This window comes from Cytobacillus sp. FSL K6-0129 (assembly GCF_038007625.1).
Taxonomy (GTDB): Bacteria; Bacillota; Bacilli; order Bacillales; family Cytobacillaceae; genus Cytobacillus; species Cytobacillus kochii.
In genome coordinates, this window is the sequence record NZ_JBBOXM010000001.1 from 3,074,699 (window position 1) to 3,090,084 (window position 15,386).

13 protein-coding genes and 2 tRNA genes are annotated in these 15,386 nt (G+C 37.2%); 13 read left to right on the forward strand and 2 right to left on the reverse strand.

Annotated elements, in window-relative coordinates:
- Positions 1 to 11: 11 nt before the first annotated feature.
- The 12 genes from pth to MHI57_RS15335 all read left to right on the forward strand — a co-directional run bounded on the left by pth (position 12) and on the right by MHI57_RS15335 (position 12,090).
- Complete coding sequence (pth, locus tag MHI57_RS15280) at positions 12 to 575, forward strand: aminoacyl-tRNA hydrolase (protein ID WP_340977115.1); 564 nt, start codon at positions 12 to 14, stop codon at positions 573 to 575.
- Positions 576 to 651: 76 nt separating this feature from the next.
- Complete coding sequence (locus MHI57_RS15285) at positions 652 to 882, forward strand: anti-sigma-F factor Fin family protein (RefSeq protein WP_095371280.1); 231 nt, start codon at positions 652 to 654, stop codon at positions 880 to 882.
- Positions 883 to 1,213: 331 nt separating this feature from the next.
- A complete protein-coding gene (gene mfd / locus MHI57_RS15290) occupies positions 1,214 to 4,750 on the forward strand; it encodes a transcription-repair coupling factor (RefSeq protein WP_307319217.1) in 3,537 nt (1,178 codons plus the stop codon).
- A gap of 420 nt (positions 4,751 to 5,170) precedes the next feature.
- A complete protein-coding gene (gene spoVT, locus MHI57_RS15295; RefSeq protein ID WP_095371279.1) occupies positions 5,171 to 5,707 on the forward strand; it encodes a stage V sporulation protein T in 537 nt (178 codons plus the stop codon).
- 602 nt (positions 5,708 to 6,309) lie between these two features.
- Positions 6,310 to 7,872 (forward strand): putative polysaccharide biosynthesis protein, encoded by a 1,563-nt coding sequence (locus MHI57_RS15300; protein WP_322910616.1) that lies wholly within the window; start codon positions 6,310 to 6,312, stop codon positions 7,870 to 7,872.
- Between the two features lie 43 nt (positions 7,873 to 7,915).
- Complete coding sequence (gene mazG / locus MHI57_RS15305; protein WP_340977119.1) at positions 7,916 to 9,358, forward strand: nucleoside triphosphate pyrophosphohydrolase; 1,443 nt, start codon at positions 7,916 to 7,918, stop codon at positions 9,356 to 9,358.
- A gap of 32 nt (positions 9,359 to 9,390) precedes the next feature.
- Positions 9,391 to 9,654, forward strand: coding sequence for an RNA-binding S4 domain-containing protein (locus tag MHI57_RS15310; protein WP_340977120.1), 264 nt, complete (start codon positions 9,391 to 9,393; stop codon positions 9,652 to 9,654).
- 82 nt (positions 9,655 to 9,736) lie between these two features.
- Positions 9,737 to 10,036, forward strand: a complete 300-nt coding sequence (gene yabP, locus MHI57_RS15315) for a sporulation protein YabP (protein WP_095371276.1) — start codon at positions 9,737 to 9,739, stop codon at positions 10,034 to 10,036.
- Positions 10,033 to 10,662 (forward strand): spore cortex biosynthesis protein YabQ, encoded by a 630-nt coding sequence (yabQ, locus tag MHI57_RS15320; RefSeq protein ID WP_307319207.1) that lies wholly within the window; start codon positions 10,033 to 10,035, stop codon positions 10,660 to 10,662. Before yabP ends, yabQ begins: the two co-directional genes overlap by 4 nt.
- Positions 10,663 to 10,684: 22 nt before the next feature.
- Complete coding sequence (locus MHI57_RS15325) at positions 10,685 to 11,095, forward strand: FtsB family cell division protein (RefSeq protein ID WP_307319204.1); 411 nt, start codon at positions 10,685 to 10,687, stop codon at positions 11,093 to 11,095.
- Positions 11,096 to 11,190: 95 nt separating this feature from the next.
- On the forward strand, positions 11,191 to 11,637 hold the full coding sequence (locus MHI57_RS15330) for a S1 domain-containing RNA-binding protein (RefSeq protein WP_095371273.1): 447 nt from the start codon (positions 11,191 to 11,193) through the stop codon (positions 11,635 to 11,637).
- Between the two features lie 210 nt (positions 11,638 to 11,847).
- On the forward strand, positions 11,848 to 12,090 hold the full coding sequence (locus MHI57_RS15335; RefSeq protein WP_340977127.1) for a hypothetical protein: 243 nt from the start codon (positions 11,848 to 11,850) through the stop codon (positions 12,088 to 12,090).
- 313 nt (positions 12,091 to 12,403) lie between these two features.
- Here the strand turns inward: MHI57_RS15335 and MHI57_RS15340 are convergent.
- Together MHI57_RS15340 and MHI57_RS15345 are read right to left on the reverse strand one after the other, a co-directional pair.
- Positions 12,404 to 12,475, reverse strand: a tRNA-Glu gene (locus MHI57_RS15340).
- A gap of 11 nt (positions 12,476 to 12,486) precedes the next feature.
- Positions 12,487 to 12,563 (reverse strand) — tRNA-Met (locus tag MHI57_RS15345).
- A gap of 326 nt (positions 12,564 to 12,889) precedes the next feature.
- On the opposite strand from MHI57_RS15345, the gene spoIIE reads away from it, so the two are divergent.
- Positions 12,890 to 15,364 carry a stage II sporulation protein E gene (gene spoIIE / locus MHI57_RS15350; RefSeq protein WP_095371272.1) on the forward strand — a complete coding sequence of 825 codons (2,475 nt, stop codon included), beginning with the start codon at positions 12,890 to 12,892 and terminating at the stop codon, positions 15,362 to 15,364.
- Positions 15,365 to 15,386 lie beyond the last annotated feature (22 nt).

The window sequence follows — 15,386 nt, forward strand, 5'->3', positions numbered from 1 at the left end:
GAAAGTGCTTAGTGAAACTATTTGTAGGGTTAGGTAATCCAGGTAAGCCCTATGATCGTACAAGACATAATATTGGATTTGATGTGATCGATGAATTATCTAAAAAGTGGGACATTCCACTTGATCAATCAAAGTTTAAAGGGTTGTATGGTGCTGGATTTGTAAAAGGAGAAAAAGTTTTTTTATTAAAACCACTTACATATATGAATTTATCAGGTGAATCCATTAGACCACTGATGGATTATTTTCAAATTGAGATAGAGAATATTGTAGTTATTTATGATGATTTAGATTTACCGGTTGGAAAGATTCGCTTGCGACAAAAAGGAAGTGCTGGTGGACATAACGGGATTAAATCAACGATTGCTCATATCGGTACGCAAGAATTTAACCGCATCCGAGTGGGGATAGATCGTCCGCCTCAAGGAATGAAAGTCCCCGATTATGTACTTGGTAAGTTTTCTGAAGAAGAAATGAACGAAATGAAAGCCGTTATTAATAAATGCACTGATGCGTGTGAAGAATGGTTAAATATACCTTTCCTTCAAGTCATGAATGTATATAATCAATCATGATATAATGACTTGTGCATATCCTTCCAACAAACCGTCAATAATAATGACAATTGATGGATAAAGGGAAGTGTTATTGTTGGCTATTCATTACTCATGCCGCCATTGCGGGGTATCTTTAGGGACTGTCGATAAACAAACGGTTCAAGCAGAGCAATTAGGCTTTCATAAATTAAATGAAGAAGAAAGACATGAAATGATCCAGTATGACAATTCAGGAAACGTTTACGTGAAGGCGATTTGTGAGGATTGCCATGAATCACTAGAGCGTAATCCAGACTACTATCAGCAAGACTTTCTTATTCATTAAAGCTTTGGAGTACTTTCCAAAGCATTTTTCTGTTTCTTTATACTCTTTTCGATAGATAGGAAAAAAGTTTAGTACGATAATAGAGGGACTTTTCTTATAAAAATCGAATAATATATAAAGTTAACAACCATTGTTTGAAAAAATACGCATGATTTATATGCTTTGTGAGTATAAACATGTAAGTAAGAAAAATTTGGCTTCCTAACCTATACGAGGTTTAGGGAGCTTAAAGTGCTTTAAAAATGTATTTAAAAAGAAGAGCAAATAGGGGAGTAGTAGCTTTCTCAGGTTGAGGGAGAGATGTTGCTTTTTGTAATAGGAGGATTACTGCATGTTAGGGCTTAAAAAAGTATTTTCACAACAGGATGAGGTCTTGTCTGTATTATCAGGCATAGATGAAGGGTTAAATGAACAAATGGTGGCAGGTTTAACGGGTTCAGCTAGAACGCTTTTTCTGGCGGCAGTATATGAACAGTCTAAACGTCCCTTACTTGTGACAACCCACAATTTATTGCAAGCGCAAAAATTATATGATGATTTAACACAACTTCTAGGAGAAGAGCAAGTATTCTTGTATCCTGCAAATGAGTTAATTGCAGCTGAATTAAGTATATCTAGCCCAGAATTAAAAGGGCAAAGAATTGAAACACTCAACCATATGATGTCAGCAAATGATGGTGTCATGATTGTACCTATGGCCGGGTTAAAGAAGATCCTCCCACCTAAAGAGTTGTGGAGCAAACTTCAGTTAACGTTAAAAGTTGGCGATGAGCTAACCGAACAACAATTAAATCAGTTTATCCAAATGGGCTACAGTCGAGTGGAGATGGTGTCCTCTCCAGGTGAATTTAGTGTTCGCGGTGGTATTATTGATATTTATCCGTTAACAGAGTCAGACCCTATTAGGATTGAATTATTCGATACAGAGGTTGATTCTATCCGGTTCTTTTCTTTAGAAGATCAGCGCTCAAAGTCAAAGGTTGAGCGTGTGTTAATTGGGCCAGCTACAGAAACACCAATGGAAGGTGAACATTTTGAGCGGCTTATTCATACTTTAGAGTCAGGATTGGGTAAAAGCTTAAAAAAATTAAAAAATGACCAAGCCAAACAAAGCCTTACACAAAATATCGGTTATGAATTAGAACAATTAAAGACTGGTACTAAACCAGAGCAATTATATAAATATTTATCCCTTGCTTATGAGGGAGGCAGTAGTTTAATAGACTATCTTCCTGCGAACGGATTGATTTTTGTAGACGAAGTCAGTCGTGTACAAGAAATGAATGATTCCCTTGATAAAGAAGAAGCAGAATGGTACACGAACCTACTTGAAGAAGGACAGATTATTCACGACGTTGTGACTTCTCATTCTTTAAAAGAACTAATGTATACTAAGAAAAATCCGATTGTTTATATGTCCTTATTTTTACGACATGTACCGAATACAAATCCGCAAAATATTATTAATATCTCCTGTAAGCCGATGCAAAATTTTCATGGTCAAATGCATGTGCTTAAAACAGAGGTTGATCGCTGGAAAAAAGGAAATTATGCTATTGTTTTTCTTGCTGTAGATGAAGAACGGGTTCACAAATTGCAGAATGTGTTAGAGGATTATGATATTGAATCCGCTATCATCAAACAGGACTCTCTCCTTGCACAAGGAAGAATTCAGATTTTAGAAGGGGCAATTCAAACAGGTTTTGAGCTTAATAATCAACGGATTGCCGTAATTACAGAAGAAGAGCTATTTAATCATAAAACAAGAAAGAAACAGAGAAGACAAAAACTTTCCAATGCAGAAAGAATTAAGAGCTATTCGGAATTAAAGATTGGTGATTACGTTGTTCATGTCAATCATGGTATTGGGAAGTACTTAGGAATTGAAACTTTAGAGATTAATGGTGTCCATAAAGATTATTTGAATATTCGTTATCAAGGTAGTGATCAACTTTATGTTCCTGTTGAACAAATTGACCTTGTACAAAAATATGTAGGGTCTGAATCAAAAGAACCGAAGATTTATAAACTTGGCGGTAACGATTGGAAGAAGGTAAAGAAAAAAGTCCAATCCTCTGTTGAAGATATCGCCGATGACCTTATTAAATTATATGCCGAAAGAGAAGCATCTAAAGGATACGCTTTTAACCCTGATAGTGATATGCAGCGAGAGTTTGAATCTGCTTTCCCATATCAAGAAACAGAAGATCAAATTCGTTCCATTAATGAGATTAAAAAAGATATGGAAAGAGAAAGACCAATGGACCGTTTGCTTTGTGGAGACGTGGGTTATGGAAAAACAGAAGTGGCAATACGAGCGATATTCAAAGCAGTTGCTGATGGTAAACAAGTTGCTTTTCTTGTGCCAACAACGATCCTTGCACAACAGCATTATGAAACGATGCTTGAGCGGTTTCAAGACTACCCTGTAAAAATCGGTATGTTGAGTCGATTCCGTACGAAGAAACAACAAACTGAAACGATTAAAGGATTAAAAGCGGGGACGGTTGATGTTGTCGTTGGTACTCACCGTATCCTTTCTAAAGATTTAACTTATCGAGATCTCGGTTTGTTAATTATAGACGAAGAACAAAGGTTTGGTGTTACTCATAAAGAGAAAATCAAGAAATTAAAAACCAATGTCGATGTTTTAACATTAACAGCGACACCAATTCCGCGTACATTGCATATGTCGATGCTGGGCGTTCGGGATTTATCCGTTATTGAGACACCACCTGAAAATCGTTTTCCTGTACAAACATATGTGATGGAATATAACGGTGTATTGGTGAGGGAAGCAATCGAGCGAGAATTAGCACGTGGTGGTCAGGTCTATTTCCTCTATAATCGCGTGGAGGATATTGAGCGTAAAGCAGAGGAAATCTCTATGATAGTTCCTGATGCAAGGGTCGCTTATGCACATGGTCAAATGTCGGAGAATGAATTAGAGAGCGTCATGCTTGGTTTCTTCGACGGTGAATATGATGTCTTAGTAAGTACAACGATAATTGAGACTGGTGTAGATATACCAAATGTAAATACATTAATTGTTCATGATGCTGATCGCATGGGCTTATCTCAGTTGTATCAATTGCGAGGAAGGGTAGGTAGGTCTAACCGTGTTGCTTATGCGTACTTTACCTATCGTAAAGATAAAGTCCTTACAGAAGTGGCAGAGAAACGTTTGCAGGCGATTAAAGAATTTACGGAGCTTGGCTCTGGATTTAAAATTGCCATGCGAGATTTAACGATTCGAGGTGCAGGTAATTTACTTGGAGCGGAGCAACACGGCTTTATTGATTCTGTTGGGTTTGATCTATATTCACAAATGCTGAAAGAAGCAATTGAAGAGAGGAAAGAATCCATGGGCGGTGAGCCGAGAAAAGAGCCAATGGAAATTGATTTAGAAATTGATGCTTATATTCCAGATGCATTTATTTCTGATGGACATCAAAAAATTGAAATGTATAAACGCTTCCGTGGGATTACGAGCCTTGAGGATATTGATGAATTGAAAGATGAGATGGTTGACCGATTTGGTGATTATCCGGAAGAAGTCGCGTATTTATTTAAAATTGCTGAAATGAAAGTATATGGAGAAGTGGCTGGGGTCGAACTAGTGAAGCAATCAAAAGATGAAGTGCTTATCCTATTATCTGAGCAAGGTAGTGTGGAAGCTGATGGGCAAAAAGTATTCAAGCTTAGCAATCAATTTGGTCGCATGATTGGGCTTGGTATGGATGGGAAAAAACTGAAAGCGGTTCTCCATATAAAAGGAATTGCCACGAAAGAATGGTTAGAAAATGCATTCACTTTTATGAAGGGATTACAAGATACAAAGAAGGTTCCTGAAAAAACAGCCAAGTAAATGTTGAAAAATATTGGTAATTTTATTGTAAGAATTGCAATGTTTGATTGAGAAAGGACAAGGGTATTTCAAGGATAGAGCACATAAATGGAATGTTTATCCCTTTCTGGAATGAATCACACCTAAAAGAAAAAATAGTTGGACGTGTATATAACTTTCCTTATGAAAGATACTAAGTTCAAACATGGCGATGCATTCATGATATCTTCCTTATGAATCATAGCTATTTTGAAAAGCAAAAGCTGTAGTTTGAGTTAGATTTAACCGAAAATCATCTGTAAAGGGAAATATGTATCATTAGTGAAGGAATAAATGGGAAGAATTCTCGTTGTATCGTCCTAATGGCCATGGATCGGTTAGAGTTAAGCGGCTTTTTCTTTTCAGTAATTTAATCATCAGATGAAAGTGAGGCAACGTTGAATGAAAGCAACAGGTATTGTTCGTCGTATTGATGATTTGGGTCGTGTCGTCATTCCTAAAGAAATCCGGAGAACTTTAAGAATCCGTGAAGGAGATCCACTTGAGATTTTTGTAGACCGCGATGGAGAGGTAATTTTAAAGAAATACTCACCTATCTCTGAGCTTAGTGACTTCGCAAAAGAATATGCAGAAGCATTATATGATAGCTTAGGAAATCCGGTCTTAATTTGCGATAGAGATACATATATCGCTGTTGCAGGAGGCTCTAAGAAGGATTACTTAAATAAGAGTATTAGTGATCTAGTAGAGAAGACAATGGAGGATCGTAGCTCTGTTCTTGTGACCCAATCAAGCGAAATTTCAATTGTAGATAATCATACAGAATCCGTCGCATCTTACACAATAGGACCCATAGTAGCCAATGGCGATCCAATTGGTGCAGTCGTAATCATTGCGAAAGATGACACCATTGGTGCAGTTGAACAAAAATCCGTCGAAACCGCAGCTGGATTTTTAGCGAGACAAATGGAATCATAGTATATAGGTAATATGAGCTGGAGCTTTTCTAGCGTCATCTAGTGCGAACAATCATATTTTTAATGATGATTGTTCGCTTTATTTTTGTGTAGACATTGACTTTCGGGAGCTGACTGCTGCTAATGTTAGAGGAAAATGATCTGCCGTAAGATGCCGTTGGAAACGAATCAGCCCCTTAACTGAAGTCGACTGGAAATTCTTAATCGGGTAAAAAAGAGCCGCGTTCTGAAAAGACCGATTAAGATGGTAACGAAGTCAAAAAACCAAAGAGATTTTTGGTAAGAAGCACTAGGGGGAATACGTCTGGAGAAACCCAAGCGTGAAGAAATCATAATTAAGACAGAAAATATCAAATAAATGCTTCAAAAATTGATAAATTCAAGTAGGATTTGATTAAACATAAGGAGAAATCATAGCTAAGCATCTTTTTACCGCAAAACTACACCTCAATATTTAAAATGCCTCCCTCAGGCAAGGAGCGAGAGACAAATATCAATTAAATGAATATGCTATAATACATTTCGAAGTTCATAGTTAAGCGGTATCGTCGTGCTTATAGGGGGAGATATCTTCTGGATACCAATCAAACTTCTACGAGTATAATGAAAGGTGCGGTTATTTTGACTGCGGCAGGAATAATTGTCAAATTGTTGAGCGCGGTTTATCGTATTCCTTTCCAAAACATAGTAGGAGATATCGGGTTTTATATTTATCAACAAGTGTACCCTTTTTATGGGATCTTTCTTGTTTTAGCCACAACAGGTTTTCCAGTTGTGATTTCAAAACTATATATTGAGCAAAGAACGAGGAATGGTGAGGAAGGTGGACGGCGGTTATTAAAAGTTGCCGGATTATTGTTATCAATGATTGCTATTATATGTTGCTTAACGATGTATTTTAGTGCGGATGCCTTAGCTTACTATATGAACGATCCTCAATTGGCTGATTCCTTGCGCATTGTTGCTATTAGTTTTTTAATATTACCACTTGTATCAGTGCTAAGAGGTTTTTTTCAAGGAAAAGGAAATATGATGCCAACAGCTGTTTCTCAAGTGAGTGAACAACTTTTACGAGTGCTGTTTATCTTACTTTATGCTTATATACTAACTAAAATGGGTGCTTCCATTTATTCTGTTAGCGGTGGAGTTTACTATGGTGTCATTTTAGCCTCTTTGGCAGCTTTTGCAATCTTGCTATTTTATTTTATAAAAGAAATGAAAAGTGCACCAAGAATAAGGCAGAAGCACATGGGTGTTAGCTCGTATTTTCAACTGTCTAAAGAGATTATTGTCCAAAGCTTTGCTATTTGTGTGAGTAGTTTATTACTCATTTTTATCCAGTTAGCAGATGCCCTCAATCTTTATGCATTATTGACGACATCGGGTTTTTCTGAGATTGAAGCAAAGACATTAAAGGGTGTATATGACAGAGGTCAGCCACTTATTCAATTAGGTTCTATTGTTGCCACTTCGATGAGTTTATCGCTCGTACCAATTCTTACATACGTAAAAATACAGCAACCTCAACTACTCAATGAAAAAATCCAATTGGTCATTAGAGTGAGCCTTCTATTTGGCGTTGGCGCTTCAGTTGGGCTTTGGGCGATTGTGAGTCAAACAAATGTCATGCTATTCGAAAATGATAAAGGGTCAGCCGTTCTAGGTTTAATGTCTATTGTTATTTTACTAAGCTCTCTTGTGATTACTTTGGCAGCCGTACACCAAGGTTTAGGAAATAGCTTTTTTCCAGCGTGGACGATTTTAATCGGAGTGGGAATTAAGTACTTTCTGAATACCTCATTTGTACCGCATTATGGAATATATGGGGCTGTATACGCCACATATATCGCGTTAGCGTTGATGGTAATTGCTTTGCTGTTTCGGTTAAAATGGAACCAAAGTGTCAAACTTGTTTCAGTACGTGAGTTATTGACAATCCTTAGTTCTGCTATTCTGATGACGATTTTTTTAAATTTGTATCTCTCTGTTACTGCACTCTCATTCATGAGTGGAAGAGTACTTGCTACCTTTCAATCGTTAACCGGCGCTGCTCTCGGTGCGATTCTTTATTTATTTCTTACGATTCGCAGCAACATATTTACAGAAGCAGAGCTACGTCAGTTACCTTTTGGAGAAAAGCTTCTCCATTTTATGAAAAGAAGATAAAAACAACCGACACAAAAAGTAAAATAAAGGAGAATTATTTATAATGAAGGTAACAGTTATTGGCCTTGGAGCAGGAGATCTTAATCAACTGCCACTAGGAGTATATAAGCTATTAACCAGTGTTAATAAAGTTTATTTAAGAACAAAAGAACATCCTGTGGTATCAGCATTAACAGCAGAAGGAGTGCTATTTGAATCCTTCGACAAGATCTATGAATCACATGATCAATTTGCAGAGGTATACGAAGAAATAAGCACCCTTTTGTTAGAAAAAGGAAAAGTAGAAAACATTGTTTATGCTGTGCCAGGTCACCCGCTTGTAGCAGAAAAAACGGTACAATTACTCATTGAACGGGCTGATGAGTATGAAGTTAATTTAGAATTTAAGGGTGGCCAAAGTTTTCTAGATAGCATGTTCCAAGCGTTAAAGGTTGATCCAGTTGAAGGTTTTACACTATTAGATGGTACGGACTTAAAGGGAAGTGAACTTGTTCTTACACAACATATGATTATCGGACAAGTATATGATGCATTCATTGCATCTGAAGTAAAATTGACGTTAATGGACTATTTACCGGATGATTATATAGTAAAGATTGTAACAGCGGCCGGAAGTAGTGAAGAAGTGATTAAAGAAGTTCCACTTTATGAACTAGATCATGATTTAGCTTTAACTAATTTAACATCTGTATATGTCCCTCCCGTTACGAATGAAGCGATTCTTTACCCAACGTTTCCTAAACTGAAAGAAATCATTGCTACCTTAAGAGGTCCAAATGGATGTCCGTGGGATAAGAAACAAACACATCAATCTTTGAAGAAGTATTTAATCGAGGAAGCGTATGAATTAATCGAAGCGATTGAAGAGGATGATATTGATCATATCATTGAAGAGCTAGGGGATGTGTTGTTACAAGTTATGCTTCATGCCCAGATAGGAGACGATGAAGGGTACTTCTCTATTCATGATGTAATAGCAGGTCTTTCTAAAAAAATGGTTTTTAGACATCCGCATGTGTTTGGGGAGAGAGCAGCAGAAGATGTAGATGAAGCGTTACGTAACTGGGATGAAATGAAAAAACAAGAAAAAGGCGAAAAAACATCGTCAATATTGGATGGTGTTCCAAAATCATATCCAGCCATGTTGCGTGCAGAAGAGTTACAAAAACGTGCTGCAAAGGTCGGTTTCGATTGGGAAAACATCCAACCAATGTGGGATAAGGTGTTTGAAGAAATTAAAGAATTTCAATTGGAAGCCGAGAATAATAATGACAATCGCATAATTGAATTTGGTGATATATTATTTGCATTTATCAATATTGCTCGGTATTATCAAATCAATCCAGAAGAAGCATTACATCGAACCAATACGAAATTTACCAATCGTTTTTCATATATAGAGAAAAAACTAGATAAGAATCTAAAAGAGGCGAGCCTGGAGGAAATGGATCGTTTTTGGGAAGAAGCGAAGAAAAAAGGTTACTAAATGAACTTTTTAGGGTAAAGGAGAGTGAAAGTATGCGCTTAGATAAATTTCTAAAAGTATCTCGATTAATAAAAAGACGTACATTGGCAAAGGAAATCTCTGACCAAGGGCGTATTGCTATTAATGGAGTAGAAGCCAAGGCAAGTACCAATGTAAAAGTTGGTGATGAATTATCGATTCGATTTGGGCAGAAAGTGACAAAGGTGCGAATAGATAAAATACAGGAAACAACAAGAAAAGATGATGCAGCAGAAATGTACACGATAGTAAGTGAAGAAAGAATGAATCAAGAATAAATAAATAGCGCTTGTTCTAATCCCTGAGCAATCTTCATACATATGTATTAAAGGATTGTACTATGGATTGTGAGGGATAGAGATGAGCCAATACCATGAGAACTCGAGTAAACAAACTGCTCCTGATCATGATGTGATCATGCGTGGCAGAAGACTGCTAGATATTACGGGAGTGAAGCAGGTAGAAAGCTTTGATAATGAAGAGTTTTTATTAGAAACTGTCATGGGTTTTTTAGCTATCAAAGGGCAAAACCTACAAATGAAGAATTTAGATGTGGACAAAGGAATTGTCTCCATAAAAGGGAAAATTTTCGACCTTGTTTATTTAGATGATCAACATGGAGAAAAAGCTAAAGGGCTCTTTAGCAAGTTATTCCGATGACGTTATCGGTCCAATTTTTGACGATGCTCTCCATGATAGGGATGGGTTCCCTTTTTGGAGCAAGCTTAGATACGTATCAGCGCTTTCTCAAACGGCCAGTAAGAAAGAGTTGGGTTGTCTTTATAAATGACATCCTTTTTTGGCTATTACAAGGACTAGCTATATTTTATATTTTGTTCCTTGTCAATGAAGGAGAGTTAAGATTCTACATCTTTTTAGCTTTACTTTGCGGTTTTGCAGCCTATCAAGCGTTAATGAAAAATATTTACCTAAAGTTATTAGAGATAGTTATTTCTACGATTATTTCTATTTATTATTTTATTGTGAAGGTCATTCGCCTATTAGTTATTCGACCCGTTCAGTTTTTTTTCACTACGTTAATAGGGCTATTGGTATTAGTGGGCAAACTTCTTCTACTACTGATAAAATGGACAAGTAATGTGCTAATGTTCATCTTAAAAGTACTATTATCACCAGTAAGATGGATATTTCGACTTCTTATTCGTATATTACCAGCCCCTTTTAAAAAATCAGTCGATAAGTTCTATGATAAATTAAAAGGATATTTCCAAAAAGGGAAAGAATATGTTAAAAAACTGGCGGAAAAGTGGAAGAAGAAAGATTAACTTAGAAGGGAGAGATAGTTGTATGAGTAACAACAAGAATAAAAATGTAGCCAAGATCCATTCAAGCTATATCGAACAACAGGAAGCCAATAAAATCAGTTCTCAACGGAGAAAGAAGCTTCTCTATCGTAGACTGACTGTCTTTTTTGTATTTGTTGCTGTGGTTTCAGTATTTATGATTACGACTATCGTATCCCAATCTGCTGCCCTAGGTGAAAAGAAAGAAGAAAAGGTAAAACTTGCTCATCAATTGAAAGAACTAGAACAGTCGGAAAAGGCCTTGAATGAAGAGATAGTTAGGTTACATGATGAAGAGTATTTAGAAAAACTTGCTAGAAGGGATTATTATCTTTCTGAACAAGGTGAAATCATCTTCAAAATGCCAGATGAAACCGATGAAAAGGAAAAAAAAGAAAATGAGTCAGCTCAATGAGAAGTTGACACCTATTTTTATCTTTCGGTATAATATAGTATAAGTATGAATACATTTGGGTTTACTTTATATCTTTAAGGAGGAAATATCTTTTTATGTCAATCGAAGTAGGCAGCAAGTTACAAGGAAAGGTTACAGGCATCACTAATTTCGGAGCGTTTGTAGAGCTGCCGGAAGGATCAACAGGCCTTGTGCATATTAGTGAAGTTGCAGACAATTATGTGAAGGACATTAATGATCACCTCAAAGTAGGCGATACTGTTGAAGTGAAAGTTATTAATGTGGAGAAAGACGGTAAAATTGGTTTATCAATTAAGAAAGCTGTTGATCGTCCTGAGAGAACGGAAAGGCCTGAAAGAAGAGAGTCTAGAGGCTATTCTGGGCGCCCACGTCAAGGTAGAACAAACGATAATCACCGTCCTTCAAAGGAGACATTCGAATCTAAAATGGCTCGCTTTTTGAAAGACAGTGAAGACCGTTTATCTTCTCTTAAGAGAAATACAGAATCAAAACGTGGTGGCAGAGGAGCTAAACGAGGTTAACTTGCTGCTGAATTAATATATACGAGCAAGGGAATCACGACGATTCCTGCAAAAGCAATCCTTATTGGGATTGCTTTTTTATTATTCTTCCGCATCTTTTGTGACGAATGGCGATGATTGTAACTTATAACGGTTAGGTGTGGTTTTATAAAAGACTTTGCGTATAAGCCTGGAAAGAATTGTGCATATGTGCGGATAGGGTGGGAAAGATTGATTGAAGGATTAGGCGAGAAACGGGTCAAAAATAAGGCCAGAGAGAAAAATTTGATAGGATTAGGCGAGAAACGGGTCAGAAATCAGGCCAGAGAGAAAAATTTGATTGGATTAGGTGAGAAACGGATCAGAAATCAGGTCAGAGAGAAAAATTTGATTGGATTAGGCGAGAAACGGGTCAAAAATAAGGCCAGAGAGAAAAATTTGATTGGATTAGGCAAGAAGCGAATCAGAAATTAGGCCAGAGAGAAAAATTTGATAGGATTAGGCGAGAAGCGGATCAGAAATTAGGCCAGAGAGAAAAATTTGATAGGATTAGGCAAGAAACGGGTCAAAAATAAGACCAGAGAGAAAAATTTGATAGGATTAGACGAGAAACGAATCAGAAATCAGGTCAGAGTGAAAATCTTGGTTAAATTAGGCGAAAACAAACCAGAAATCAAACAAAAAGGAAATACATGCTGGGTCTGCTGTTATTATAATTAAAAATGAGTAAAAAACAAACCTGAACAGTTGAAGCTGCCCAGGTTTGTTTTATAGCTAATATAAGTGATGACCCGTACGGGATTCGAACCCGTGTTACCGCCGTGAAAGGGCGGTGTCTTAACCGCTTGACCAACGGGCCACTATAAAAAATGGTAGCGGCGGAGGGGATCGAACCCCCGACCTCACGGGTATGAACCGTACGCTCTAGCCAGCTGAGCTACACCGCCATTTGAAGTGGCTTTCTTTTAAAAGCACAAGATATATAATACAAAGATTCTACAAGTCTGTCAATATTATTTCCCCGGAAAATTTTTGTCGGAATAGTTGATGAGGTTTCGTCATTTTTTGGAAGCATGTGATGTCTAGTTTTTTAGACAACAGGAGAACGTATGGTCCAATTCCAATCCTTTAATTGTTGCTGCTTTTGTACTCTTTTTGCACTTTATAAAGAAATCAGTCGAACGAAAAAGAGGTATTTGTCCATTATTTTGACAAACTTTTAAGACATAGCCCTTTATAATAGCGAAAAAGAAACAAATAGGGAGTGGGAATGATGGAAAAACTCGAACGAACAATTGCAGAACCGATAGGGGAAGTGGATCTTCGTCGTCCCAAGATGGAGCTCTCAAAAATAGGTGGGAAAATACAGACGGGCTTAGAAACTTTCTTTATTAAGAAGGGGTACTTGTTTTTAATTATTGGTTTTTTACTTGGACGAGCCCTTATATTGTCCCAGTTAACACCATTCACTCTGCCCTTTTTTGCTGCGATGTATTTAGTAAGAAAGGATAAAGCACCGCTTGCTTTAATTGGATTGATTGGAGGAGCTTCGACTTTATCATTTACTCATGGTGTGACCACGTTTTTAACATCTTTCTTTTTTCTGTTTGTTTTTCGGATAAGTAAAAAGTGGGTTACCAATGAATTAAAAGTAATGCCTATATATGTGGCTGTGACATTATTAATCAGTTCGATTATCCAATCTTATATTATAACGGGACATGTGGCGATGTATGATTTCATGATGGCTGGTGTAGAGGCTAGTTTAGGATTTATCCTATGTTTAATATTCCTACAGAGCCTGCCGTTACTATTTTTTAATCGGAGGAGGCAATCATTAAAAACAGAGGAAATCGTCTGCCTCATTATTATGCTAGCCTCAGTAATGACAGGAACAATCGGATGGACAGTGTATGACCTATCAGTCGAACATGTGATGTCTCGTTATTTGGTGCTTGTGTTTTCATTTGTCGCAGGTGCCACGGTAGGCTCAACGGTTGGTGTCGTGACAGGGCTAATATTTAGTTTGGCTAATATTTCAAGCTTTTTCCATATGAGTTTATTAGCATTCTCTGGTTTGTTAGGTGGGTTATTAAAAGAAGGGAAGAAAATAGGTGTGGCATTTGGTTTGCTTATTGCTACCCTACTCATGGGAATGTATGGTGACAATCAGTCAAACTTATTAATTGGTTTATACGAAACTGGAGTAGCAATATTTCTATTTCTATTAACGCCTCAAAGTTTTACGTCAAAGCTAGCGAAACATATCCCTGGGACTGCGGAATATGCGGCAGAGCAACAGCAGTATATGAGAAAAATGCGGGATGTAACTGCGCACAGAGTTTCTCAGTTTTCTAATGTTTTTCAAGCGTTATCGCAAAGCTTTGCCATGCAACATCAAGCTCCTGTGGTAGAAAATGATGAGACAGATCGAGAATTGGATTATTTCCTAAGTAATGTCACAGAGAAGACATGCCAAACTTGCTTTAAAAAGGATCACTGCTGGGCTAGGAACTTTGATACAACATATGATTATATGAAAAATATTATGCATGATTTAGATGAAAAAGATGGACAAATTTCTTCACGACTAGAAAGGGAGTGGGAAAAACACTGTACAAGATCGAAGAAAACAACAGAAGTGATTCAACAGGAGCTTACTTTTTATAAAGCAAATCAACGGTTGAAAAAACAAGTGCAAGAAAGTAGGAAGCTTGTGGCAGATCAATTATTAGGTGTATCTGCAGTGATGGGGGATTTTGCTAAAGAAATTCAAAGAGAGCGAGAGAATCATCATAAACAGGAAGAACTGATATTAGAGGCCATCCAAGAATTTGGGGTAGAGGTAGAACAGGTAGAAATTTATAGCTTGGAGCAAGGTGATGTTGATATAGAGATGACGATCCCATACTGTAATGGACACGGGGAATGTGAGAAATTAATTGCGCCAATGCTTTCAGATATATTAGGAGAAACAATCTTAGTTAAATCTGAGGAATGTGCGAGTTATGCCAACGATTATTGCCATGTTACTTTTCGCTCAGCAAAGGCATATGTCATTGATACGGCAGTGGCACATGCGGCTAAGGACGGTGGCTTAATATCAGGAGATAGTTATTCAACAATTGAATTAGGTAGCGGTAAGTATGCAATTGCCATTAGTGATGGGATGGGAAATGGAGAACGAGCACATATAGAAAGCAAAGAAACGTTAGAATTACTACAGAAAATATTGCAATCAGGTATAGAAGAGCAAGTGGCCATAAAATCGGTCAATTCTGTTCTGTCATTAAGGACAACAGATGAAATTTTCTCCACATTAGATTTGGCGATGATTGATTTACAAAATGCTGATGCTAAATTTTTGAAAATAGGCTCTACACCGAGTTTTATTAAAAGAGGGAGCCAAGTGATGAAAGTGCAGGCAAGTAATTTACCCATAGGCATGATTGAAGAATTCGATGTCGATGTTGTTAGTAAGCAATTAAAAGCAGAGGATTTACTCATTATGATGAGCGATGGTGTATTTGAAGGGCCGAAACATGTGGAGAACTTTGATCTTTGGATGAAGAGGAAAATAACCGAGTTAAAAACGAACGACCCACAAGAAGTGGCAGATTTAATTATGGAAGAGGTGATTCGATCAAGAGCTGGACGTATTGATGATGATATGACGGTGATGGTGGCAAAAGTAAAGCACAATATCCCGAAATGGTCGAGTATACCGTTCCATAAACAAGCGAATTAATGTTAAATAGAATAGAATCTCC